At 50.4% G+C, this 24,428-nt stretch carries 18 protein-coding genes and 1 pseudogene; 7 read left to right on the top strand and 12 right to left on the bottom strand.

The window, feature by feature from the left end; all coding sequences use genetic code 11:
- The 3 genes and pseudogenes from HV213_RS21315 to HV213_RS21305 form a co-directional block, all read right to left on the bottom strand.
- Positions 1-1,023, bottom strand: a complete 1,023-nt coding sequence (locus HV213_RS21315; protein WP_197975050.1) for a 3-methyl-2-oxobutanoate dehydrogenase subunit beta — start codon at positions 1,021-1,023, stop codon at positions 1-3.
- Positions 1,024-1,178: 155 nt separating this feature from the next.
- On the bottom strand, positions 1,179-2,561 hold the full coding sequence (locus HV213_RS21310) for an MFS transporter (RefSeq protein ID WP_197975049.1): 1,383 nt from the start codon (positions 2,559-2,561) through the stop codon (positions 1,179-1,181).
- 180 nt (positions 2,562-2,741) lie between these two features.
- Positions 2,742-3,742, bottom strand: a pseudogene (locus HV213_RS21305) (proline racemase family protein).
- 874 nt (positions 3,743-4,616) lie between these two features.
- Here HV213_RS21305 and HV213_RS21300 point away from each other — a divergent pair.
- From HV213_RS21300 to HV213_RS21280, 5 genes are all read left to right on the top strand, one after another.
- Entirely contained in the window at positions 4,617-5,126 is a 510-nt protein-coding gene (locus HV213_RS21300; protein WP_197975046.1) for a 2-oxoacid:acceptor oxidoreductase family protein, read from the top strand.
- Positions 5,119-5,337, top strand: coding sequence for a 4Fe-4S binding protein (locus HV213_RS33790; RefSeq protein ID WP_181483217.1), 219 nt, complete (start codon positions 5,119-5,121; stop codon positions 5,335-5,337). The genes HV213_RS21300 and HV213_RS33790 overlap by 8 nt, the downstream gene beginning before the upstream one ends.
- 24 nt (positions 5,338-5,361) lie before the next feature.
- Entirely contained in the window at positions 5,362-7,527 is a 2,166-nt protein-coding gene (locus HV213_RS21290; RefSeq protein WP_181483216.1) for an acetate--CoA ligase family protein, read from the top strand.
- A 39-nt stretch (positions 7,528-7,566) separates the two neighbouring features.
- Complete coding sequence (locus HV213_RS21285) at positions 7,567-7,944, top strand: Rid family detoxifying hydrolase (protein ID WP_112216399.1); 378 nt, start codon at positions 7,567-7,569, stop codon at positions 7,942-7,944.
- A 289-nt stretch (positions 7,945-8,233) separates the two neighbouring features.
- The gene (locus HV213_RS21280; protein WP_181483215.1) at positions 8,234-8,530 is read left to right on the top strand and encodes a hypothetical protein; all 297 of its coding nucleotides are present in this window, start codon (positions 8,234-8,236) and stop codon (positions 8,528-8,530) included.
- Between the two features lie 176 nt (positions 8,531-8,706).
- On the opposite strand, the gene HV213_RS21275 is transcribed toward HV213_RS21280, so the two are convergent.
- Positions 8,707-10,683 (bottom strand): glycosyl hydrolase family 28 protein, encoded by a 1,977-nt coding sequence (locus HV213_RS21275; RefSeq protein WP_181483214.1) that lies wholly within the window; start codon positions 10,681-10,683, stop codon positions 8,707-8,709.
- A 175-nt stretch (positions 10,684-10,858) separates the two neighbouring features.
- Complete coding sequence (locus HV213_RS21270; protein ID WP_181486474.1) at positions 10,859-11,704, bottom strand: MBL fold metallo-hydrolase; 846 nt, start codon at positions 11,702-11,704, stop codon at positions 10,859-10,861.
- Positions 11,705-11,967: 263 nt separating this feature from the next.
- On the opposite strand from HV213_RS21270, the gene HV213_RS21265 reads away from it, so the two are divergent.
- On the top strand, positions 11,968-12,843 hold the full coding sequence (locus HV213_RS21265) for a LysR substrate-binding domain-containing protein (RefSeq protein ID WP_181483213.1): 876 nt from the start codon (positions 11,968-11,970) through the stop codon (positions 12,841-12,843).
- A 33-nt stretch (positions 12,844-12,876) separates the two neighbouring features.
- Here the strand turns inward: HV213_RS21265 and HV213_RS21260 are convergent, their stop codons facing one another.
- The 7 genes from HV213_RS21260 to HV213_RS33785 form a co-directional block, all read right to left on the bottom strand.
- Positions 12,877-14,085 (bottom strand): YncE family protein, encoded by a 1,209-nt coding sequence (locus tag HV213_RS21260; protein ID WP_181483212.1) that lies wholly within the window; start codon positions 14,083-14,085, stop codon positions 12,877-12,879.
- 26 nt (positions 14,086-14,111) lie between these two features.
- Positions 14,112-16,223 (bottom strand): TonB-dependent receptor, encoded by a 2,112-nt coding sequence (locus HV213_RS21255; protein ID WP_181483211.1) that lies wholly within the window; start codon positions 16,221-16,223, stop codon positions 14,112-14,114.
- A gap of 275 nt (positions 16,224-16,498) precedes the next feature.
- Positions 16,499-17,365 (bottom strand): GNAT family N-acetyltransferase, encoded by an 867-nt coding sequence (locus HV213_RS21250; protein WP_181483210.1) that lies wholly within the window; start codon positions 17,363-17,365, stop codon positions 16,499-16,501.
- Positions 17,366-17,537: 172 nt separating this feature from the next.
- On the bottom strand, positions 17,538-17,870 hold the full coding sequence (locus tag HV213_RS21245; protein ID WP_181483209.1) for a hypothetical protein: 333 nt from the start codon (positions 17,868-17,870) through the stop codon (positions 17,538-17,540).
- A 51-nt stretch (positions 17,871-17,921) separates the two neighbouring features.
- The gene (gene potE / locus HV213_RS21240; protein WP_181483208.1) at positions 17,922-19,235 is read right to left on the bottom strand and encodes a putrescine-ornithine antiporter; all 1,314 of its coding nucleotides are present in this window, start codon (positions 19,233-19,235) and stop codon (positions 17,922-17,924) included.
- 371 nt (positions 19,236-19,606) lie between these two features.
- Positions 19,607-21,775, bottom strand: coding sequence for an ornithine decarboxylase SpeF (speF, locus tag HV213_RS21235; protein ID WP_181483207.1), 2,169 nt, complete (start codon positions 21,773-21,775; stop codon positions 19,607-19,609).
- Between the two features lie 285 nt (positions 21,776-22,060).
- Entirely contained in the window at positions 22,061-22,111 is a 51-nt protein-coding gene (locus HV213_RS33785) for a hypothetical protein (RefSeq protein ID WP_434664192.1), read from the bottom strand.
- Positions 22,112-22,760: 649 nt separating this feature from the next.
- Here HV213_RS33785 and cadC point away from each other — a divergent pair.
- Positions 22,761-24,293 (top strand): lysine decarboxylation/transport transcriptional activator CadC, encoded by a 1,533-nt coding sequence (gene cadC, locus HV213_RS21225; RefSeq protein ID WP_181483206.1) that lies wholly within the window; start codon positions 22,761-22,763, stop codon positions 24,291-24,293.
- Positions 24,294-24,428 lie beyond the last annotated feature (135 nt).

Below are 24,428 nucleotides of genomic sequence, written 5' to 3'. Positions count from 1 at the left end.
TTATTCTCCATCAAGTAATTTGTTCACTTCACGCGTCATGTCCGCGAGCGTACACATCGGGAAATTTCCGCCAGTCTTACCCAGGAAATGGACCGGAACTTTCCCGTTAACGGCAAGACGAACGTCTTCCACCATCTGACCATGGTTCATCTCAACAACGAGGATCGATTTGACTGAGGAGGGCAGTGATTCAAAGGCTTTATCAGGGAAAGGCCATAAGGTAATTGGGCGGATATAGCCCACTTTTTTCCCTTCTGCGCGCAGAGAAGAGACGAGGTCTTTTGACATGCGCCCGTGAATGCCGAAAGCAGCAACCAGCACTTCAGCGTCTTCCACCTCTTCCTGTTGCCAGAGTTGTTCCTGCGTTTTGATTTTTTCGTATTTATGCCGCAGTCGTTCGTTCATGTCGTATCCCTGCTCATGGTTATAACTACCGGTAAGCAGGAACCGTTTGGTGTGATCTTTTGTACCTGTTATAGCCCAACTCGACGTATCAAATTCGGCGCTGTAATCGTGTTCATCCTGGAAGGTCGTTGATTCCGTCATTTGGCAGGTCACGCCATCGACGACAAACAAGATCGGGGTTCGCCAGGTGTAGGCAAGTTTTACCGCATGCGGCATAAGATCGGCGATTTCCTGACCGCTGGATGGGGCGAGTACGATAACTCTGTAATCACCGTGACCCCCTCCTCGGGTTGCCTGGAAGTAGTTACTTTGCGCGCCAAGAATATCGCCGTCCCCCGGCCCCACGCGCATAGCATCAAGGAACAACGCGGGGAGTTCACCTGCGGCCATAAAGGAGAGCGTCTCTTGCATCAACGTCATCCCTGGTCCGGAGGTCGTTGTTGCGCCCAGTTTACCGGTGCACGCATAGCCCGCCAGCGCATTCGCCACGGCCAGTTCACTCTCCATCTGCACCATGCGGCCATTTTTTTGCGGTTGACGCCATGCTGAATACTTCATGGCATCTGTTGCCGGAGTAATAGGATAGGCAAAGTGGCAACGAACTCCGCATCGGAGCATGCTTTCGGCAAATGTTTCAGTATTTTTTAAAAATAATGTTTCGCTCATCCTGTTGTCTCACATTTTATTCATTATTTGCTCCGCCATTATTGGCGGAGCGATTCACAATAAAATCTCACATTGCATATTTGCTGTTGATAATTAGCTTTCCACAATTAGGGATGGACTTTTTCTGTTACTCCGCTGCTACTCCCTTCTGGGGCTTTTTGAAAATGTACAGATGTTTCTGGTGCCCAAAATTGGCAAACAAACGTGCCAAACCAGAGAACGACGACACAACTCCCCAGAGAGGCATAAATACCGTAATTTGTATTAATTACGGGGAGTAAGAATGTCCCTGCTGCAGCACCAAGACGGCTTACGGCGATAGAAAAACCAACGCCTGAGCCGCGAAGTTCTGTAGGGAAAAGTTCAGGTGGATAGGTATTTTCCAGTACCGCCGCGCAGGAAAGTACCAGTGCGAAAGCAGACAGCATGATTACCAGGAGCAGAGGAGGCATACCGTGCCAAAGTGCGATAATCGTCAGAATCACGGCTGAAATATAAAATGTCCACATCAGATAAGATCTGCGTGAAATTTTATCAACAAGCCAGACGCCAAATACCACACCAATAACCATGCTAACGTTATAAAGAATGCCCGGCGCATGTGGGTTTTCAATATTCAGATTTGCCAGTACCAGAGGTAGGAATATCCCAATGCCAAAGAAAGGAAAAACCTGGCAGGCGTAGAAAATTCCACCGACTAACGTTTTATGACGTAATTCCGGGCCAAATAGCGTGAACCAGGAAACGGATGTAGCTCCTTTTTCGGTTGAAATACCCTGTTCATCTTGGGGCAGGCAATACTGAGTACCTAAATGATTATGAATTAATGCCAATGCCTCTTCTTTACGGCCTTTTCTTGCCAGCCAGCTTGGGGATTCAGGAATGCCTGTGCTGGCGCGCCATATAAAAGCAAGAGCTCCCGGGATGGCAGATGAACACATGATCCAGCGCCAGCTATCTTCACCCAGGTGAGGCATACCGATAACAATCAGGTCAGCGGCGTAAGCAACGGCAAATCCAACGATCCAGAAGATTAATAACGAGCTTAGCATGCGGGCTCGCGAGCGCTTAGGTGTCCATTCGGTCAGAAGCGCTGCGCTAACGGTGTAGTCAATACCGATAGTTACCCCTATTGCCAGACGTACAATGGTGAGTAATAAAGGGTCGGAGATAAAAAATTGTAGTACGGACAGAACTGCGAATATCAACATGGTTACGCTGAAAAGCAGTTTTCTTCCTATTTTGTCCGTTATCGGTCCAATACAAAGGCTGCCAAACAGAATCCCGATAAAAGCCCCTGCGCTGATTAACCCCACCCAGAAATCAGTGAGGTTTAAAGACTTCGTGGCATAACCAATACCTGTTCCGACAATACTAAGCGTAAAACCATCAGTGACTTGCCCCAGAAATACGCCCGTAGCGACTTTTTTATGGACTGGGGATAGCGGCGCATCTTCAAAATTGATGCCCGAATGTTGACCGGTGTTCATTATAAATAACCTCATGGTTACGTTATTTGGCCTGACCTTTTTCAAAACTTATCCCGGCGATAAATAAATAGCTCACGATAAAAATGCCCCCAGGCGAAAAAGGAAACCCTGACAACTCACCTCTCTACACGAGAGGTGAGAGTCTATTAATAAGTAACGATTTTTGTGACTTAGCGAGGATTAGGCCCAAATATCTCCGACGGTAAAACCTTCAGTGAACGGATCTGTTGGGTCAAGAACATAGGTGCTGTATCCATAAATCCAGGCCTGCCCGCCTACGGTTGGAACGACGCCTTTGTATTTGCCGATCTGTACTTCTTCAACAAGGTGGCCGGTGAAGACGTTCCCCAGGATACCTTCGTGGCGGAATGCCTGATTCAATCCCAGCTTGCCTTTCGCATGCAGTACGGCCATTTTGGCGCAGGTGCCAGTTCCGCATGGGCAGCGGTCAATAGCGCCGGTCCAGGTTGCCGGATTGGCAAAATCGACGTCTCCGCTGGCTACAGTAACCGCATTTTTCCAGTCTGAATCTGGGTTATCTGCAGGGCCAGATAGCTGAGAAATGGTAATACCGACGCCTGGATAGTCTGGGTGCTCGACAGGCAATTGATCCTGGGCGGCTCTCAGTATTAAAGAAGATACGCGTGCAATTTCAGCGCCTTGATCAGGAACCAGCTTGATCCAGTCGAACTGGCGAACATCTGCGATGACATAGAACATGCCACCCCAGGCAACATCAACAGTGACTTTACCCAGCTCTGGTACATCAATAACGGCATCCAGATGAGCAGCGAAAGCCGGGACGTTTTTGAACGTGACGTTAGTGACTTTGCCATTGTGGCATTCAGCTCGGATGCCGATTAATCCGGCAGGCGCTTCCAGCATGAACTCGGTGACCGGCTCTTGCATTGGTAGCATGCCCGTTTCCAGCAAAACCGTAGCGACAGAAATGGTATTACCGCCGCTCATAACCGGGTATTCAACCTGTTCCATAATAATGTAGCCCATGGCTGCATCAGGATGCTTCGGCGGCACAATCAGGTTACAGCACAGCGGCGGGTAACCGCGGGGTTCGCGCAGCATCAGTTTGCGGATCTGGTCATCATTTTTTTCAGCCACTGCATCTGCTCATAAACGGTGTTACCTGGAATATGAGGTACCCCGCCGGTCACTACGCGCATAGGTTCGCCAGCATGAGTTTCTACAGCGTAAAACATTCTTTTAAAGCTCATAATTTTTCCTTTTAGCTTCTTTCAGTTTTAAACAAGAGTACTCAGAAGCCCGCCGCCATTCTTGTTCGTCCCCGACAAGAATTAACCACGAACTGCAATTTTTACCGCCACCAGGTTGAATCGGTCCCTGCTTATACAGTTAATTTTTTATCCTCATGCCATTATGAGTTACGGAGTTCCGAAATGAGTTACGGTGAGATTATTTAGCTCTTCCGGCACTGAGGTTGTCAATATGATTAATGTGGTTTTTGTGATGACACGCATAAGTCGCGATATTGAAGGGAGTCAGGGTTTTGAATATGTGAATAAAGAGTGAATTTAATTCTGTGAATAATTTTTTTAGGATAGTTATTTAAACATTTTATTCACAATTGGCGTGGGTTTCATGGATTTTCTGCCGTAGTAAGCCAGTGAAATTTTTAACGAGATATTTATCTCAACCAAAAGTATCGTCTCTTGACATTGTCAAAAGTGCGGAGGAGTATAAATAAAACGGAACGTCGTAACTTAATACGGTATTTGGCGGTTTTGATATAACTGAGATTTGTTAATGGGTTAGTCGCAATGTGGCTGAATGAGGCATACCAGAATGGTTTCGATATCTCGATGTTGAAGAGAGACTGCGTAATGGCAGGGGCTGGGTATCCATTTCATGGCGATATGGGCAGGAGATGAATTCCTTTTTGGGGAGGGCAGAATGCTTGCCCCTCTCTTCACTGGATAAATGTTGTTTAAATGTAAAAAAATAAATGAACCTAAAAGTGGGAGCAACACGATGAAATATAAGTGCGCCTTTTCCGGGTCCGGTGGACAGGGGGCCGGCATGATTGCAAAGCTAATCTGTCTTGCCTGTATTAAAGATGAAAAACAGGTTGTCATGACTCAAACCTACGGCATTGAACAGCGCGGTGGAGATTCAACGGGCTATGTTGTTCTGTCTGATGAGGTTATCGGAAGTCCTATCGTAGAGTCGGATGCAGATATTGGGGTAGCGCTAAGCGAAAGCGTATACCAAAACGCTGTCGAAGGAATGAAGCCGGGCGGGAAGTTATTTATAAATAGTTCTTTAATTGAAACACAATCTGAAAGACATGGCGTTAAGCAGATAGCTATACCGGCATCAGCGTTGGCGCAAGAGATTGGCGATATTCGCGTGGCGAACATTATTTTTCTCGGTGCTATTATCGGCAAAACTAAAATGCTGAAGCCTGCATCAATAATTTCCGCCATTGAAGAGATTCTTGGTAAGAAAAAACCTGCGCTGCTTGAAATCAATATTGCTGCTTTAAATAAAGGCCTCGAAATAGCCGACCAGGAGGCCGTGTATGAGTAATGATACCAGAACCCTGCAGATCCTCAGTGAGCGCTGTAAATCATGTGGCATGTGTATTTCCATCTGTCCGAGTAAAACATTATCCGTCGGAGAAAACCTCAATGCGCAAGGTTACGCATTTGTGGTTCAGTCGGCTCCGGAAAAATGCATTAAATGCAACATTTGCCGAATTGTTTGCCCCGACGTCGCTATTGGCGTTGTTAATTGCTAATTGTACTTTTTTAAGGATTAAGCCATGTCAGATTTGACCGCTCTTTTTCAGCCGAAAAGCGTTGCCCTCATTGGCGCATCTTCTAATACAACGAAATATGGTTACTGGACGACAAAAAGCCTGATTGATAACAACTTTCAGGGGGAACTTTACTTGGTCTCTAAGTCACCTGTGGGATCTATTCTGGGTCATAAAACCTGGCCCTCGATTTCTGATGTTCCTGGTGATGTTGACCTGGCAATCATTAGCGTTGCCCCTAAAGCAATCTTACCCGTTATTGAAGAGTGCGTAATGAAGGGGGTTAAGGCCGCGATTGTTGTTGCAACAGGCTTTGGCGAAGTGGATGAAGAAGGGAAAGCGCTTGAGCAGAAAATGTTGGCGATAGCCAGCAAAAGCGGAATGCGAATTATGGGGCCAAACTGCATGGGCTTATTCAGCTCAGTAATCAATTTGAATGCCAGCATCATCGACCTGGATAAAGGGCATATGGGACTGGTGCTGCAAAGCGGCAACTTCGGTATTGATGTGAACTTTAATGCCAAAACCCGTGGCCTAGGCTATAGCTGTTGGGCGACCATTGGTAATCAGATTGATCTGCGTTTTGCCGACTTCGTAGAGTATCTGGGGCAGGATGAAGCGACTCGCGTTGTGATGATGTATATGGAAGGATTACGCGTTGGTTCCATTGATGATGGGCGTTCCTTCCTGGAGAAAGCCCGCCAGGCGACGCTGCGCAAACCTGTTCTGGCTATTAAGATTGGGCGAAGTGAAGCTGGTGCCCGTGCCGCAGTTTCTCATACAGGCTCACTAGCTGGCAGCGAACAAGTTTTTGATGCCGCGTTAAACCAGGCGGGGGTTATCCGGCTTGATAGTCCAAACGAGTTATTAGATGTTGCGGAAGCCTTTGCTCGTTGCAAACCGGCGAAAGGCAATCGTATTGCTATCCTCACCGATGGCGGCGGCCACGGCGTCATGGCGACCGATATGGCGGAACGCTTTAATCTTGATGCCTGCGTGTTATCCGAAGAGACACAAACAAAAATTCGCGCCATCCTCAAGCCTCATTGCCCGATCAAAAATCCGGTTGATCTTGCCGGTACACCTGAAGGCGACATGTGGGTTTTCGACCGCTGCGCCGAAGTATTGCTGGCTGACCCTGATGTTGATGGTCTGGTCATCGTTGGCTTATACGGTGGTTATGCCGATCTTTCTGAAGAGTTTCGGCAACTGGAGATAGATGTTGCAAAAAGCCTGGTGAAGAGGGTTGCTGCTTGCGACAAACCTGTCGTTATGCACTCTATCTATCAACCGCAGCAGCCTGAGAGTCTGAAGTATATCGCTGAAAATGGTTTCCCTGTTTACGGTTCGATTGACGCCACTATGCGTGCAATGGGAGCACTGCTGGGGTATGCCGATAAACAGGATAAAATTCGCGAAGAACTGGCCGCCGTTCCACCAGCGCTACCGGAAGATCGCCTTGCTATTGTACAGCCGATTTTTGATAAAGCCCGTTCGCAAGGTCGCGTTAACCTGGTTGAAACGGAGGCGCGTGATGTTTTACGGGCCTATGGCTTTGCGCTTCCGCAGCACTGGCTGGCAAAAAATTCTGATGAAGCAGCCAGAATGTTCCAGGAAATCGCAAGCGGTAAAGCGGTGATGAAGATCGTCTCGCCGGAAATTCTTCATAAAACTGATGCGGGTGGTGTGCTTCTCAACATCGATTCACCGGAAAAAGCGCGTGCCGCTTTTGATACGCTGATTGCTAATGCCAAACGTTACGATCCGCGTGCTGAAATCTACGGTGTAATGGTGACGCCAATGCTGGCTGGCGGCGTGGAATGTATTATTGGTAGCAGTTATGATGTGACTTTTGGCCCAACCATTATGTTTGGTTTAGGGGGGATTTTTGTGGAAGTGCTGAAAGATGTTGCCTTCCGTGTTGCCCCGGTAAATGCCCCAGAAGCAGAGCGTATGATCCGTGAAATAAAAGGCTATCCATTGCTGGAGGGCGTTCGTGGTCAGCAAGGTGTGAATATTTCCGCTATCACCAGTGCGGTATCCCGACTCTCCTGGATGGTGGCGGAGCTTGCTGATGTTGCTGAGGTCGATCTGAATCCTATATTCGCGACCGAGAAGGGGATTGATATTGTTGATGCCAGAATTGTGCTTCATTCAATCGATGAAAAATAATATTAGTCATCCCGCATTTTAGCATTCAAGGAATATATAATGGAATTTATTAACGATATACAGAGCCCGGCACCTTGTGGTGCCTATTCACATGCGGTCAGAAGCGGTAATTTTTTATTTATCTCAGGGCAGGTTCCTTTTGACCCTGCAACAGGTAATGTTGTGGGTAGCGACATATCTGAACAAACAACCCAGACAATGAAAAATCTTGTCTCTATACTCAATTCTTCTGGCTTAACACTGGATAACATCGTTAAAACAACCGTATACCTCGCAAACTGGGATGACTTTAGTGGTTTCAACACGGTATATGCTGATTATCTTGGTGCCCATAAACCTGCCAGAGCTTCTGTAGAAGTCAGGCGTATCGCCAAGGATGCGCTGTTGGAAATCGAGGCTATAGCGGAGTTTTCGTGATTTTCTAGCGTGATTAATTTCTATTTATCCTGTGGGTCTGGCCTTTTTCTTATAGGCTCAGACTGCCGACAAAGCCCTGGCTGAAAAGTCAGGGCTTTAGTCTAATCAATTAATTTGGTTCTCTGTCTCAATAATGATTCATAAAATAAATTTGTTTGTACGCTTCATAAGCAGGAAGTATCGTCAACAATCCGTTTCAAATAGATATTTAACTCCATTGAGAAAGATCAACACTATCTTGCTTTCCGCCGCGTAGTTTAAGTATTCACCTTCCCTCAGAGAAATTACCATGGACGTTAAGCGACTGGGTATCGCCGTGCTGGTGTCGGTATGTATTTTTATGTCGGATATCGCCGTCGCTAAATCAACGCAATTAACCGATGATCAGGTTAAGCAGCAAATTATTGATGACTCAATTGCCTCTTATCCCGGGGTTTGCGCCTGTCCGTTTAATCGGGCCAGAAACGGCAGTTCCTGCGGCAGGCGCAGTGCCTGGAGCAAAGCAGGAGGCTATGCGCCCGTTTGCTACAAAAAAGAGGTGACCAAAGAAATGATTAACGACTGGCGTCAATCTCAACAAATATAAGTCAGCTTTAAATTTATATACCCAAAATAATTCGAGTTGCAGGAAGGCGGCGACGCAGTGAATCCCCAGGAGCTTACATCAGTAAGTGACTGGTGTGAGCGAGGAAAGCCAACGCACAAGCAACTTGAAGTATGACGGGTATAAATCCCCGACGACTCGCGCCGCCGGGAACGATATTACTTCGTTGCCCCTTCCAGAGTCACTTTGTCATTCTCCCCGCTGGTGATGGTCTGCTGATGAAGGCTATCGGCGAGCGTGACGTCATTTACCGCGAAGAATTCCCAGGCCTGCGGAGTGTTGGCGAACGTCACTTCATCAAACTGACTGTCGTGGAGGAAAGAGATACTGGTGGCTTTGGTATTGCGGAATTTGACGTTGGAAAAACGCAAATTCTGGTGATAAGCATCGCGAGAGTAAGTTAACCCAAATGACTCCGCCATTTCGGCGATGGTCATCCCATCCACCAGAATGCTGTTTTTCGCCGAAGTACCGTCAACGGTGATGTTCTGTACCTGAACATCGCGGAACTGAGCGGGCTCATCGGCTGGCGTCGTATCATTCACATCCGCGCTGTATTTAATCGTAAAAACAAACGGTTCTTTAGCGATATCCTGCATCGCGTTATTGCGGAACAGTACCTCGCGCACGCCGCCGCCATAGTAGGGGCGACTCTTCATACGCAGGCCGACATCGGTCATATACATCACGTTATCCTCGGCGCGAACTTTCTCGATCCATGCCCCGGTATGGCTGCCGGTCACCACGGCACCGTGGCCTTTGCGGAAATAGTTATTAAAGATCCAGGCCCCGCTCTGTGGTTTTTGATGGAAGGTTTCCGCCCCTTTACCAAACCCGGCGGCAAAGTTGACGCAATCATCTCCGGTATCGAAAAAGTTATTGAAGACTAAAGCGTTTTGACTATTGCCGAACTCAACGCCGTCGGCATTATTGCCATCAAAAGTCTGGTGGATCAGCCCGTTAAGGGTAATGTTTTCCGACTCAAGCGCCATCACGCCGTGGAAGGCGGGGTTACGAATGGTGAGTCCGGCAAGGTAGAGATTTTGCACGCCGCGCAGGGTCATCAGGCTGGAACGGCGGTTTTTATAGGCGCTATTGCTTTCAACACCTTCGCCGATGGCTTCCTCGGTCTGATTTTTTGCCAGAATGCCGTCCGTGCTGACTTTTTTAGCATTGCTCGCGCGGTACTGCGGCAACTCGTTACCCAGTTCATCGGTAATCGTCGCCTCGCCGCCGTTTTTTACGCCCCGGGTCCAGCCGTTGCCGTCAATAGTGCCTTTACCGACAATGCGAATATTGCGAAACGTTCCGGCAGGGGATTCGCCTTTATCGTTGCTTTCCAGCACGTTAATTAATGATGGCGGGCGACGAGGCTGCGGATGATCGCTGTAGGGATAGAGGTAATAGCCTTTTTCCAGCGGATATTGAGCCGGATCTTCCGAACCGAGGAGCGTGGTTCCTGCGACAATCTCCAGCGTCATGTCACTATGCAGGAAGAGGGCGCCGGTTTTGAATTCGCCGCCGGAAATCACCACTTTGCAGCCCTGCGGATATTGCGCGACGGTGCAGCTATCAATCGCCTGCTGCAACGCCTGGGTGTTTAGCGTCGTGCCATCGTCCTTTGCTCCGAACGTTTTGGCCTCTATGATGTGCGGCGTTTTGCTGGTTCGCGCTTTAATTACGGCGCTATCCGGGGATTCTTTACCCTCGGCATAGACCGCGCGTACCGTAAATTCATATTCCGTATCCGGCTTCAGGCCGCCGACGGTATAAGTACGCAGGTCGATTTGCTGCTGCCAGCCGTCGCTGGCAACGCGCTGGTAAAAGTTATCGATATAGGGCTTTGCCGGGGAATAGTGGTTCTGATTGTCTCTTGCGCTACCCAGCCGCTCGCCGTCACGATAGATAACGTAGTCCACGACCTGCTCCGTCTCTGACTCCGGTTTTTCCCAGACCAGCACCAGGCTGTTTTCATCGGCAGAAAGTATCGGAACCATCACATTCTGCGGCGCGGAAGCGGGCGCATCCTGGTGGTTATCATTCGCGCCGCTGTTGTCATTACAGCCGCTTGCCACCCCGGCCAGAGCGAGGGTGAGTGCCAGCATACAGCGTGAAGGTTTGAAGCTATTGCGCATGGATTTTCCTTAATGTCATATTTTATGGAAAAACAAAACCAAACTTCATTTAAAATGAAATCATATTTTATATTTTCACTGTAAAATAAACGCGAGTAAGGTCAATCTTTCGCCAGCTGAAAAAAATATTTCGTCAGTAAGAAAAAGTGAGTGGAGAAAGGTAAAAAATCCCCCATTATTGGGGGGCAGAGTATGCGATACGATATCCCCTCAAAGACGGCACGATGCGGGCAAACCCAGCGGGCCCCAGATGCATACCGGCAATCAGCAGGTTTTCGCTTGCGGCCTGAGCAAAGATCTTCTCTCGCGTCATTTGCGCTTGTGAAGGATCGCAATCGAAAGCAATAGCGACTGCGGGTTGTGCGGCCTGAATATGTGGAAAATGGACGATATCGCCCCAAATCAGCAGGCTTTGATGAGCCGAATCGATGCGAAATCCGCTGTGCCCGGGGGTATGGCCGGGTAGCCAGAGCGGACGAATACCCTCGACCACTTCACGATTATCCAGAAAACTGAGGTTGTGCGCCCAGGCGTCAAGCGTGCGGCGGGCGAGGGCGAAGTTACGCTGCCCCCGTTCATTGGCCCGTTTTAGCATGCAGTCATCCTGCCAGTATTCGGCTTCCAGAGGGTGAAGATGCAGTCGGGCGTTGGGATAGACTGGCGCCCCGCTCGCATCCAGCAGGCCGCCGATATGATCCGGGTGCGCGTGGGTCAACAGCACGGTATCAATATCTTTCGTCGCGACGCCTGCGGCCTGCAGACTTTCCAGCAATACGCCGCCCGCATTATTCAGTCCTCCCGTACCGGCATCCACCAAAATGGTTCGTCCTCTCCCACGGATAAGATAACCATTAATGTCGATATTACCGGGGTCGGTTATGCCCGCGGAGCGCTGGATTTCCCCGGCGTCATGGCTATCTATACCGGACAGCAGCGCCAGGCTGGCGGCCATGCTGCCATCGCTAAGGGCGGTAACCAGAAAATCGCCAATCTGACGGGAAATAAATGAGGGATTGTGCATAAATACCTTTTGCAGGATAAAAAAATCAATAGAGTGACGTTTGATCATGCTACGTTCTGTATTTAGCGGTCGGAAGCGATATTCTTTCACTGCTCAATGATATTTAGTCACTATACCCTAAATAATTCGAGTTGCTTAAAGGCGGCAAGGGAGTGAGTTCCCGGGAGCATAGATAACTATGTGACCGGGGTGAGCGAGCGCAGCCAACACATAAGCAGCTTGAAGTATGACGGGTATAAAACCGAAAAGCCGAGATTGCCAGAATGCGAAAGAAACTCCCCAGTAGCGCTTCTCTTCAGGCCTTTGAGGCTGCGGCCCGGCACGGCAATTTTGCCCGCGCGGCGCTCGAGCTGTCGCTCACCGAAGGGGCTATCAGTCGACAAATTGCCCGGCTGGAGTCTCTGTTGAACTGCCAGCTTTTTGAACGGACGGGAAGCCGGGTGCGGCTGAACCCGAACGGTGCGCGCTATGCGCACCATGTGCGCGAAACTCTGGAGCGGCTTGAACGAGATACCCAGTATCTGATGGGCGCAGCGAACGGCAGCCGAAGTCTGGAGATTGCCGCGCCGCCGACATTTGCCAGCCGCTGGCTGATCCCTCGTTTAGGGGACTTTCAGCAAAAAAATCCTGATATCACATTGAATATCGCGGTCAGAACCGATCCGTTTATCATCACCGGCAGCGGTTTTGATGCGGCGGTTCACTTTGAACACCCGGCGTGGGCCGGAATGCGTATGCAATTTCTGTTTGAGGAACGACTGGTTCCGGTATGCCATCCCGCGTTACTGATGAGAGGGGATATCGCCAGCCTGCTGAATGAACTACCGCGCATTCATCGACGGCAGAACCCCGACGCCTGGCCTCGCTACGCTGAAGAGTGCGCCATCGCGCTGGATAATCCGGCGCAGGGTGTACGTTACGATCTGCATGAAATGGCGATTGCCGCCGCGCTGGCCGGACAGGGCGTTGCGCTGGTGCCGCATGTTTATATCGAAAAAGAACTGGAAAATGGGTTACTGGTTGCTCCGTGGCCGATAGCCAGCAGCCTGAGGAAGCGCTTCTGTCTGGTGAAGCCGCTGGCAAACGGGATCAATGAAGCGGCGCTACAGGTATTTGAACAGTGGCTGGTGGCGCAATAAAAGGCCCGACAGCAAGCCGGGCCACAGAAGGGATCAACGCAGCGGAATTCGCGCTACGCTTTCTTCGGTATTGGCTTTTGCCGCCGCACCGTCGTTTTTCACGGTGACAAACAGCGCGTGCGCTTTGCTATCCAGCGCCAGGCTGTTTGGGTGTGGAAGCAGCGGAAGGGTTTGCAGATGAGCCAGCGTTTTACTATCAAAGACGGAAAGCGAGCCCGCGCCTTTTTCCACCCGCACGCCGCCGCGATTGGTCACATAAACCCGTCCAGCTTCTTCATCCAGCAGCAGTGAAATCGGTACTTCCTGGGTCTCGACGCTGGTCAGTAGTTTGCCGTCCTGCGCATTCAGGGCGAACAGGCGATGCCCGCTGCTGCGGCGGGTGTACGCCTCTTTCAGGTGATAGTTACGGTATTTATCGCGATCGATCCCCTGGTCAACGCCGAGAATCCGATCGTTTTTCCGGTCATATACCAGGTTCAGCAACTGATCGGCCTGGATCTCGTGCTTGCCAGCGATCTCCAGAGTATCGGCATTGACGGTCATCAACTGACCCTGCATGTTCGAGACGAACACACGGCGTCCTTTTTCATCCAGCGCGATACCGACAGCATAGAAACCGAAGCCGGGAAGCGTTTTCTCCAGCTTGCCGCTGCGGGTATCGACGACGAACAGTACGCTATCCACGCCGTAGCCGAGGCCCGGCAGGAACAGGCGTCCGGTTTGCGCATCGAATCGCGCTTCGCGCACTTTATACAGATGGCCTTCGCTGATTTTGAAACGTTTAAGCTCGGCGAGCATAAAATCGAGGCGTTCGCCGCTCATGCCCGCTTTACGCCAGGCGGATTCGATATTGACCTCATCCTGTAATTTTATCGACCCGAGGCTGCGGTTGGCGGCGGTATCGACTATCCCTACGCTGCCGTTGAAGCCTTCAGTCAGATACAGGCGGTTATGCTCGTCATCCAGCGCGACCCCAAAGCCTTTGACATCCATCGGGATGGCGGCCTGCTTTGCCAGGGTTTGCGGGTCAAGGCGCAGGACGGTCGATTTCTTTTCATCTTTCCAGTCCGGCGAGCTGACAAATAGCGCATTTTGTTTTGCGCTCCAGGCCAGCTCAACCACCGCTGGCGCGACGGCGGCGCGATGAATATCTTCCGGCTTGATAAGCGTCTCCTGCGCCTGAGCGAATGTCGCCGTTGCCATCAGCAAGGCGGTAAATAAACGAAAGTGGATCCCAGACATCCTGTTATCTCCAGTTAAGGTGTTCGTTAAAAGCGTAATTCCACGGCGGCACCGACCAGGCGAGAGCGCTGTTGAATCGCGGTATAAGCGTCGTTGCCGCTGACCATCACCTTGCGATCGGAATCAAACAGGTTTTGCGCGAACAGCGTCGCCCGACCGTACATAAAGGTGTAAGCCAGCTGGGCGTTCGCTGACCAGTAAGAACCAATACGACCGCGTGAGTCGTTGTCGTAGGCGGAGTAGTAGGAGTCGGAGAAGGCGACGTTGCCGCTCAGCTCCCAGCCGCTGGCGACCTGCCAGGCTGCGCCGACGTTGGCGGTATACGCCGGGGCACGAGCTAATTCATGACCTTCAACGCCGCTGCCGGGGAATTCGGCAATTTTGGTTTTCAGTAAACCGATATTGCTGGAAAGCTCCAGATCCCAACGCGGTGTCCAGGTGGCTCCCATCTCTGCGCCCCAGGTTTCAACCTTATCGGCATTACGGATCACCGTAGAGTTGGCGGCGAGGTAATAGGGGAGCTGCATATCTTTGTAGTCGTTGTAGAAAAGGTTGCCGGTTAAGACTACGTTGCCATCGTTCAGGGCGTGGCGAGTATAAAGCTCATAGTTCCAGACGTATTCCGAGTCATAGGTGTAGCTGGTGATTGGCGCGCTCAGCGTGATCCCAGCGCCCCCGGCGTTATAACCGCGCGCGACGCGTGCCCCCCAGGTCTGATTGGCCTCCGGTTTCCAGGCGACGTCCAGTTTCGGTAAAAAGACGTTGTAGGTTTCGTCAAAATCAATGCGCACGCTTTGGCTGCCGCCGAGGCGTTTACGATGTTCGCGCTCCAGGCGGGTGGAGGTTGTAATATCCACTTGCGGCGTGACGGCCCAGGTCAGCTCGCCGTAGGCGGAACTGGTGCGGGTGTCATCGGTGAAGGTGGAACCGCCAAAGATATAGACTGACTCATCCTGCGAGGCGTCGAAATAGCGTAATCCGGCAAAGCCCCGCAGGCGGCTGTCGCTATTGCCGAAGTGCACGACGGGTTCGACGTGCACTTCAGTACCATCGATTTTGGCTTTTGGCAGGCCGTCGGCGACGTAGCGGTTAATGTGGAATCCAGTGTAAATAAAGCGGTTTTCCAGCCGCAGGCCGTCATCGCCTTCCCAGGCAAGATCCCAGATACCGCTATTGACGTTGCTTTTAAACACCGCCCGTCGCCAGTCGTGGCGGGGGTTGGTTGGGTGCGGCATTGGGTTAAGACTTTCGTTTTGTGGCGCTCCGCTATCAGAGTGGTTGAAGGTGAGCTTGGTCGTGAGATTGCGCAGACCTGCCGGGTTAAACAGCAGTTTGGCACGGGCGTTAGTGGTTTGTACCTCGCTCGGGTCGCCAACCGGATCGTAAGCCGGTAAATCGATATCGCTGCGCCGCCGCTGGCGATCGACGCTGGCGCGCAAGGCCAGCTGTTCTTCAATCAGCGGGGCGTTGACCATCGCCGCAAGCTGAGAAGAATGCTGATTACCCGCACCGCCTTTGAAGGCGCTCTCCCAACCAAAATCCGGGTCTTTCGAGGTCATCACGATGGCCCCCGCGATGGCGTTGCGTCCCTGAATATAGCTCTGTGGCCCACGGAAAATCTCCACACGCTCCATATCCCACAGCGATTGCGGGCCGTAAGCCTGCTCGTTATAGGTCAGAGAACGGCCATCGAGAGAAAGCCCCAGGCGCGGGCGGGTACCGCTAAGAAACGCCCCGGCCCCGGTGCTGGGCCCGGAACCATCCACCCCGCGCACGGTGGGCAGATCGTTACCGATGCCGATATCGACGGTGTTGGCGGTCATGCGCATCAGGTCAGAAACCGTTTCGGCTCCCGGCATGCTGTCGATGCGTCGGCTATCGAACACTTCAACGCTGGAGCCGGTATCGAGCAACGAGCGGGCGGTTTTCTCGCCGGTGACGATCATTAACTCTTGATCCTGATAGCTGTTCTCTGCGCGTTTTTTCTCCTGCTCTTCAGTTTCTGCGGCAATTGCGCTGAGCGGAAGCAGGCAGCACAGGCCGACGAGAAGGGCGGGGATCCCTGAAAAGTATTCTGACTCAGCCTGTTCTGGCTGGTCGGCTAAAACGTGTTGTTGAGCGGCGGTATGCGTGCCCATGTGTCATCTCTCCTTTATCCATAAGGTAAATTGATGACAGTGCTCACGGCTAACGGGCGATCGCGCCGTTGTTAGCGCATTCTGGCTCTTATTGTGATGTTTTAATTAAAATCTAATGCCAGATGTAATTATTTGTTTCTGATGATAACGATTTTCATTATCATATGCCAGTCGCTATAATTTGTAGCTAGTCGCAATGAAATCGATATGTTTCGTCGAAGCAGATAAGGGAAGAGCAGCAGCCATCCCCGGATGACTGCTGCTGTGGCAAGGGCTCAGGCGTGGGATAACAGCGGGAACATCAGTTTATTCTCTTTGAAGATATTTTCTTTTTGTCCGTAGATAAACAAAATATCTTCTCCTTCAATTGTTTCGTATTCGCCAACCCGATTCTCTTTCGGCGTAAAGCCGAGAATCGCCTGGTAGGTATTTTTGTCAGCAAGCTGATTAATAATGGTCGAAAGAGAGCATCCACTATCGCAGAAAATATCAAAGCAGATCAGCGCCGGGCCGTTTTGCATCGCAATGGCGATGGCCTGATTTTTCTCTGAGTAATAGACAAAGTGCTTCATAAAGGCGGAGCAGTAGAACATCAATAAACCGAAGTTATCCTCTATCCGCAACTGTGAGAACGGATTCGATTTTTGATAGTACTGCTGCAATAGCGCCACGTCTTCCGGTTGGTCCATATCCAGTTTGCGAAAATCGCCCGCAGCGGGCATCACCGGCATAATATACTGATGTTCATCGGTGCGCTCGAAGCCAAATTTCGGATAAAAATCAACGGTTGTCGGGTTGGCGAACAGGAAAAATGCCTCGGCTTTATCCTGCCAGTCAGTCAGAATCTGATTAACTAACTGCCCGGCCAGACCTTTATTACGGTGATCGACATCGGTCATCACGGTACCGATTTGAATATAGCGCCGGGGTTCACCTTGCCAGACCAGGTCAATAATGTTGGCGGAGGCGTTGGCAATCACTTTATTGTTGCTCACCAAAGCATAGGGAATATAGGCGTCGCTCCAGTATCCCTTGCGATACCACTCTTTAAAGGAGAGATCGAAAGTTTTTATCGCCAGGTCAATAAAGCTATTTCTTAAGACGTCATTGTGCACAATCTGCGTAACTAATTTGTAGGTCATCGTCGGCATTCCTTTTACGCTACGGGTGAGGCGCTCATGTTCCGGCCCTCTGTTCGGCGGCCCGATCTCTGTCAGGCGTCCTAAAAGTAGCATATTCCGGGGAATGGGCGATGGTTGTCATGCCTAACCCTTGCCCCGGTCACAAATTTGCCGATGAATCGCCAACCGCCAGTTAACGATGGGAAAAGGATTGCAGCGGGTGCTCAAGCAGGTGGTTATGGGTTGATTCAATTTGCGCGATAATCACCTGATACCCGGCGATCCACTGGGCGCTTTTCTGTTTGGCCTGCAAATGGTGAGCGTCGTTAATGCTCGCATCCATGCCTTCTCTCTCTGACCAGTAATAGTTATTGATCAGGCGTTTACCATCGGCGCTGCGAAAACTCTCCATTCCCAGATAGCCTGTTGATTGCAGCGTCGCCTGCTCAATTTGCTTATCCAGCGCATAGAACTCATCATCGTATTCGCGTTTTTCAAAAATAAACGTTGCCTGCCATAGAGCCATATCTTAATCCTTAAAAATGAGCGGGCCGGGGCATACCCCGGCGAGAGAGAATTAAGCAGCGTTATTCATTTCAAATTTCGGAGAAATAAAGCCGTACAGGGTCCAGCCAATAAAGGTGACGATCGCGCCGTACATCATCGCTTCATCGCCGGAAGAGTACAGGGCATAAAAGCTGTATAGCGCGCCGATAAAGGCAATGATATTCGCAATACGCGCTTTGCCGGATTCGACTTTCGCGACTTTCTGAATAATCACCAGCGCGGCCATGGAAAGAATATACGGGATAATATTGGTCACCACGGCCAGGTCTACCAGCACGTTAAACTGCTTATTTAACGACGGGCTAATGGTCATCAGCGACAGGACGGTCTGAATCACCACGATAACCAGCATGCCTTTCACCGGCGCTTCGGTTCGGGTCACTTTGGAGAACACTTTCGGGAAATAACCCGCATCAGAAGAGGACTTAAATACCTGGGCAATGGTGAACTGCCAGCCCAGCAGAGAGCCGCAGCAGGACATCACCATCAATGCCATGATGACTTTACCCACGGTCGGATTGAACATATGCGCAAACGCCAGGCCAAACGGCGCGCTGGAGTTTGCCAGGTCCAGGTTCGGCACGATACCGGCAATAACGTTCGTGGAAACAATATAGATAACGGCTGCGCCGAGGGTGCCGCCGAGAACCGCGATAGGAACGTTACGCTCAGGGTTTTCCACGACATCGGTATTCGCACAGGCGGACTCCAGGCCAAGGAACGCCCACAGCGTCATGGCGATAGAAGAACCAACCGCGCCGAAGGTCGGGATATGATGCGGGTTCCAGGCTGCAACATACATTTCCGGACTAAACCAGTACCAGCCGATAATGGACAGGCCGACAACCGGGATAATCACGCCCCATACGGTGACGCCGCTGATCTGGCCAGTGATTTTCGCGCCGCCAAAGTTAGCGACGGTGCAAATCCACAGCACGGCGATCGTCGCCAGGCAAATCGCAAAGGGTGAGAGGCTCACCCCCATCAGCTCGGTACCGTAGCCGACGGCGGAAATCGCAATCGCGACGTTGGCGATCAGCAGCGAGACGCCGTAGGTGTAGTTGGCCATAAAGTTGCCGGATTTACCGAAGGAGTATTCCGCGTATCCGCCCATGCCTCCCGCTTTACGGCTGAACATGCCGCATTTGGCGAAGGCATAAGCCAGCGCCATTGAACCGACGGCCGTCACCAACCATGACACGATAGAGATCGTGCCGACTTCCGCCAGTTTCGTTGGCAGCATAATAATCCCTGACCCCATCATATTGACGGCGGTCAGAATAGTGAGCTGAACCACGCCCATTTTATTCTTTGACGTACTCATAACTCTATAACCTCATTATCGGTACAGTGATATACCCGTCATACTTCAAGTTGCTTATGTGTTGGCTACGCTCATTCCCCCCAGTCACATAGTTATCTATGCTCCTGGGGACTCACTCACTTGCCGCCTTTAAGCAACTCGAATTATTTAGGGTATATATACCCGTCATACTTCAAGTTGCTTATGTGTTGGCTACGCACATTCCCCCCAGTCACATAGTTATCTATGCTCCTGGGGACTCACTCACTTGCCGCCTTTAAGCAACTCGAATTATTTAGGGTATATATTCTAAATATGTTGTACGGGCAGCTATTACCGCCGGATTGAAATATCACGACGGTAATAAACTCATTACTGGTGTTGGTTCAGTATTAACGCTTGATAACATGCCCATAAGCGCGTTTGCGGCCATCGGCATCTTCCTGAATATAAACGCCCTGTAATTCAGGAGCGAAGCCAGGCAGCAGATTAATTCCCTCTTCCAGCGCGAGGAAATAACGTTGAACCGCGCCGCCCCAAATTTCGCCAGGCACTACGCACAATACGCCCGGCGGGTAAGGAAGTGCGCCTTCAGCCGCAATTTGGCCTTCAATATCTTTTAGCGCGACCAGCTCAACGTTGCCGCGAACAAATTCCATATTGGCCTGCTGCGGGTTCATCGCCACCCGTGGGAAATAATCTTTACGGAACATCTCTTTTTGCAGCTGTTTCACATCGTAGCTGACGTAGAGGTCATGCATTTCCTGGCATAACTGGCGTAAAGTATAGCCGCGATAACGCTCTTCATAGTTCGCATACAGCGCGGGTAAAACCTCAGACAGCGGTGCATCTTCTTCCAGCAAACGCTCAAAGCGGGCAATCTGCGCCACCAGATGACGCATTTTAGCCATGTCTTCTGCTGGAGTAAGCAGGAACAGAATCGAGTTCAGGTCGCATTTTTCTGGAACAATACCGTTTTCACGCAGGAAGTTCGCCAGAATGGTTGCCGGAACGCCGAAGGATTCATATTCCCCGGTTTCTGCATTGATACCCGGCGTGGTTAGCATCAGCTTGCAAGGATCGACGAAATACTGATCTTCGGCGTAACCGTCAAAAGCGTGCCAGCGCTGGCCCGGGATAAAGTTAAAGAAGCGGACGTCATTGGCCATGACTTCAGTATCATAATCCTGCCATTTTTTACCCTCAACCATCGGCGGCACAAACGGACGGATGTGCTGGCACAGTTCCAGAATCAGCTTGCGGGCTTCGATACCAAACTTCACGCAATCCAGCCACAGGCGCTTACCGCTCTCGCCGGCGTGCATTTTGGCATTGACGTCCAGCGCGGCGAACAGCGGATAGAACGGGCTGGTGGAGGCGTGCATCATAAAGGCGTTATTCATACGTTTATGGCTAACGTAGCGAGGCTGGCCTTTGATATGACTGTCTTTTTTGTGAATCTGCGACGTCTGAGAGAAACCGGCCTGCTGTTTGTGCACCGACTGAGTGACCAGAATGCCCGGATCGTTTTCGTTCAGCTCCAGCAGCAGCGGGGAGCACTCTTTCATCATCGGAATAAACTGTTCGTAACCCACCCACGCCGAGTCAAACAGGATGTAGTCACACAGATGACCGATTTTATCGACCACCTGACGAGCGTTGTAAATCGTGCCGTCATAAGTCCCCAACTGAATAATCGCCAGGCGGAACGGACGCTGATTGTTTTTACGCTCAGGAGCCACTTCTTCCACTAATTTACGCAGATATTTCTCTTCGAAGCAGTGGGAATCGATACCGCCGATAAAGCCAAACGGGTTACGGGCCGTTTCCAGATAAACCGGCGTCGCGCCTGCCTGCAGCAGCGCACCGTGGTGGTTTGACTTGTGGTTATTACGGTCAAACAGTACCAGATCGCCCTGCGCCAGCAGCGCATTCAGGACCACTTTGTTTGAGGAAGAAGTACCGTTGAGGACGAAGTAGGTTTTGTCGGCGTTAAAGACTTTTGCCGCGTGCTGCTGAGCTGCGCAGGCTGCGCCTTCGTGAATCAGCAGATCGCCCAGAGCGACGTCGGCGTTACATAAATCGGAGCGGAAAAGCGTTTCGCCAAACCAGTCGAAAAACTGGCGACCGGCAGGGTGGCGGCGATAGAACTGCCCGCCCTGGTGCCCCGGGCAGTCAAATGCGGCGTAGCCTTTACCGACATAATCGACCATGCGGCTAAAAAACGGCGGCAGCATTTCGCTTTCATAACGATCGGCGGCGGCATCCAGCTGTTTACCGTAATATTCCGCATTGTCGTCACAAAGTTCAAAAACGCCGGTCACGCGGGGCAGGATATCTGCCGGTAACGTATCTTCACAGCACACGGCGACGAACACCGGCAGGCCGAAACCCGTACCTTCGATGGTTTTCAGAATACCGTTGGTGGCATCGGCAACCGAGAGAACCACGGCGGAGACGTCAGTAAAATCCGTACTGCGAACATCGCAGGTTTCTCTGCGGCTGGCAAAGCAGGATGTCATAGCGGGGCTAACGGCGATTTTGTTATTAAACGGGTTCATAAACAATCTCAATCAGTATTTTAGATAAAAAGGTGCCTCCGGCTTATTGGTCGCCGGAAAAGGGAATAACGGGATCATTTTTTATTGGGCTACTTTATTTTTTCGATACAAAAATAAGCACAGCAGAATGGCTCAGGATATTGAAAGATCCTGGCTACGCTGAAAAAACATCACGCAAAGGGTGCAGCGAGGTGCATTTTCTATTCTGATAACTGTTTGTATAGTAAGAATAAAGAAAGCAGCGTGCGACGGAGCTGATGTCCAGTTCACACCATAAAAGAAGGGTTATTTAGAATTGAAGATATGAAAATCAAAGCAGCTACGTTGGCATACCATCATGATATGCGTGATGCGTCTAATATGTGGCCATGCTCGGCTATTGTTTTCCATATTTATCGGCTCAAAGAAGATTTGCGTGCATTCTGATTCTAATAGTTCCAGGGTTTATTGATTTTAATCAATAAAAAAACGGCGCACGAATAATCAAAATAGATGTTATGCAGGGTTTATTGCATGAATCAAAATGAGGTTGTTCTGAAATAAATATAAATGTTTGCACATACAAAACATCGTTAAGCATGCGATATAGGGGCGCTATGAGTATGACTACTCAGCGTAATGGATAAAAAACCGTCATCGGATGAAACATTTTTTAACGACGGCCTGTGCAGACGAAAAGAATAATCACGAATGTTTATGCAGTGCCGTGCATAAACATACCTAAAAAAAAGCATCTTTGGTTCTGTTTATGTGATCAGCTTCAATTATTTTTTCACTAATGGTAGGGGCGTTTTGTTATTGATTATATGCAAACGATTTCGGCGACATTGGCGAGAGGATTGCCGGGTCTGCTACATTTACTCTATGTTGACGGTTTGCTTTAGGTTTATTGCCATTGCGGATTGGCTTATACGTTCCGGCATAAATAGATAAGACAAATGTGTTATCATCGCGCCTTTCCCTTTTCGTCCTGGGGCTTTTTTTTATGCAACAACCTGTTGTTCGCGTTGGAGAATGGCTGGTTACTCCCTCTGTTAACCAAATTAGCCGCAAGGGGCGTCAGCTAACTCTCGAACCGCGCTTAATCGATCTTCTGGTTTTCTTTGCCCGTCACCCTGGTGAAGTGCTCAGCAGGGATGAGCTTATCGACAACGTCTGGACCCGTAACGTTGTTACCAGCCACGTCGTGACGCAAAGCATTTCCGAGTTACGTAAATCGCTAAAAGATGGCGACGATAGCAGCCTTGAATACATTGCTACCGTGCCCAAACGTGGTTATAAGCTGACGGTGCCGGTTATCTGGTGTACGGAAGAGGGGGAGGAACTGACGCCGGTGATTCCTGCAGAAACCGCGATGGCGATATCGGAAACGCCGACGCACTCTCCACAACCGGATGCGGTTACGCCGGAGATTGCGCCGCCCGCAAAACCTGAAAAACGTAAGCGGATTAGCACCTTTATCGTCTGGGGGCTGTTCCTGCTGGCCCTCGGCAGCTGCGTGGCGTTGGTGGCGCTATCGACCCTTGAGTCGCGCCCCCCGGTGACTAAAACGCGGTTGCTGCTTAACCCGCGCGATGTCGATATTCATCTGATCAATGGCAATACCTGCAACAACTGGGCATCACAACACTCCTACGCCATTGGCTTAGGGAGCTTGATCACCACCTCGCTGAACACCTTCTCCACCTTTATGGTGCACGATAAAACCAACTACAACATTAATGAGCCGAGCAGTTCCGGAAAAACGCTGACCATTGAGTTTGTCAACCAGCGCCACTATCGCGCTCAGCAGTGCTTTATGTCGGTCAAAGTGGTGGATAACGCCGACGGCTCAACGATGATGGATAAGCGCTACTTCGTCACCAACGACAACCAGCTGTCGATTCAAAACGACCTGCTGAGCAGCCTGTCGGAGGCGCTGAAACAGCCGTGGCCAGCGCGAATGCAGGAGATGTTGAAACAATATCAACCCTCGCAAAGTATGGCGCTCACGCATTTCTATCAGGCCCATCAGCTATTAATGTACGGCGATGTCGATTCCCTCGGCAAGGCCAGCATTCTGCTCGAAGATGTGAATAAACAGTCGCCGGACTTTACTTATGCTTATGCGGAAAAAGCGCTGGTAGATGTATTACGCCATTCACAACAGCCGCTGGATGAAAAACAACTGGCCGATCTTTATAGCGAAATAACCCGAGTGGGTAATATGCCCGGGATTAAAGATATGGCAGTATTCTATCAAATTAAAACAGTCGATATGCTGGGCAAAGGAAAGGTGGATGAAGCCTACAATGCCATTAATACCGGCATTGACCTGGAAATGTCGTGGATGAACTATGTGCTGCTCGGTAAGGTCTACGAAATGAAAGGCCAAAACCGGGAAGCGGCTGATGCTTATCTCACTGCGTTCAATTTACGTCCAGGTGAGAATACGTTTTACTGGATTGAAAATGCGGTATTTCAGACCTCAGTGACCCGCGTTGTTCCCTATCTCGATAACTTCCTCTCTTCAGAATAAGTAAACCCTCACCATGCTCGTGGTTTTAAGTATGGTGAGGTTAATCTTATGTTTCTCATGAGCATCTCTGTTGTTATATATCTATAGCAATTTTCAGCCTGTTTGCAACACAATTTCAACATACATGTGTTGTTC

The organism is Klebsiella sp. RHBSTW-00484 (assembly GCF_013705725.1).
Lineage (GTDB): Bacteria > Pseudomonadota > Gammaproteobacteria > Enterobacterales > Enterobacteriaceae > Klebsiella.
Note: the sequence above shows the minus strand (reverse complement) of the source record. Positions and strands in the feature narration are given on the sequence as shown.

Excerpts from the sequence above, each read along its gene's own strand:
- HV213_RS21315 (WP_197975050.1), bottom strand. The coding sequence starts at position 1,023 with ATGCTCCGATGCGGAGTTCGTTGCCACTTTGCCTATCCTATTACTCCG.
- HV213_RS21310 (WP_197975049.1), bottom strand. The coding sequence starts at position 2,561 with ATGAACACCGGTCAACATTCGGGCATCAATTTTGAAGATGCGCCGCTA.
- HV213_RS21300 (WP_197975046.1), top strand. The coding sequence starts at position 4,617 with ATGATTGCAAAGCTAATCTGTCTTGCCTGTATTAAAGATGAAAAACAG.
- HV213_RS33790 (WP_181483217.1), top strand. The coding sequence starts at position 5,119 with ATGAGTAATGATACCAGAACCCTGCAGATCCTCAGTGAGCGCTGTAAA.
- HV213_RS21290 (WP_181483216.1), top strand. The coding sequence starts at position 5,362 with ATGTCAGATTTGACCGCTCTTTTTCAGCCGAAAAGCGTTGCCCTCATT.
- HV213_RS21285 (WP_112216399.1), top strand. The coding sequence starts at position 7,567 with ATGGAATTTATTAACGATATACAGAGCCCGGCACCTTGTGGTGCCTAT.
- HV213_RS21280 (WP_181483215.1), top strand. The coding sequence starts at position 8,234 with ATGGACGTTAAGCGACTGGGTATCGCCGTGCTGGTGTCGGTATGTATT.
- HV213_RS21275 (WP_181483214.1), bottom strand. The coding sequence starts at position 10,683 with ATGCGCAATAGCTTCAAACCTTCACGCTGTATGCTGGCACTCACCCTC.
- HV213_RS21270 (WP_181486474.1), bottom strand. The coding sequence starts at position 11,704 with ATGCACAATCCCTCATTTATTTCCCGTCAGATTGGCGATTTTCTGGTT.
- HV213_RS21265 (WP_181483213.1), top strand. The coding sequence starts at position 11,968 with ATGCGAAAGAAACTCCCCAGTAGCGCTTCTCTTCAGGCCTTTGAGGCT.
- HV213_RS21260 (WP_181483212.1), bottom strand. The coding sequence starts at position 14,085 with ATGTCTGGGATCCACTTTCGTTTATTTACCGCCTTGCTGATGGCAACG.
- HV213_RS21255 (WP_181483211.1), bottom strand. The coding sequence starts at position 16,223 with ATGGGCACGCATACCGCCGCTCAACAACACGTTTTAGCCGACCAGCCA.
- HV213_RS21250 (WP_181483210.1), bottom strand. The coding sequence starts at position 17,365 with ATGACCTACAAATTAGTTACGCAGATTGTGCACAATGACGTCTTAAGA.
- HV213_RS21245 (WP_181483209.1), bottom strand. The coding sequence starts at position 17,870 with ATGGCTCTATGGCAGGCAACGTTTATTTTTGAAAAACGCGAATACGAT.
- potE (WP_181483208.1), bottom strand. The coding sequence starts at position 19,235 with ATGAGTACGTCAAAGAATAAAATGGGCGTGGTTCAGCTCACTATTCTG.
- speF (WP_181483207.1), bottom strand. The coding sequence starts at position 21,775 with ATGAACCCGTTTAATAACAAAATCGCCGTTAGCCCCGCTATGACATCC.
- cadC (WP_181483206.1), top strand. The coding sequence starts at position 22,761 with ATGCAACAACCTGTTGTTCGCGTTGGAGAATGGCTGGTTACTCCCTCT.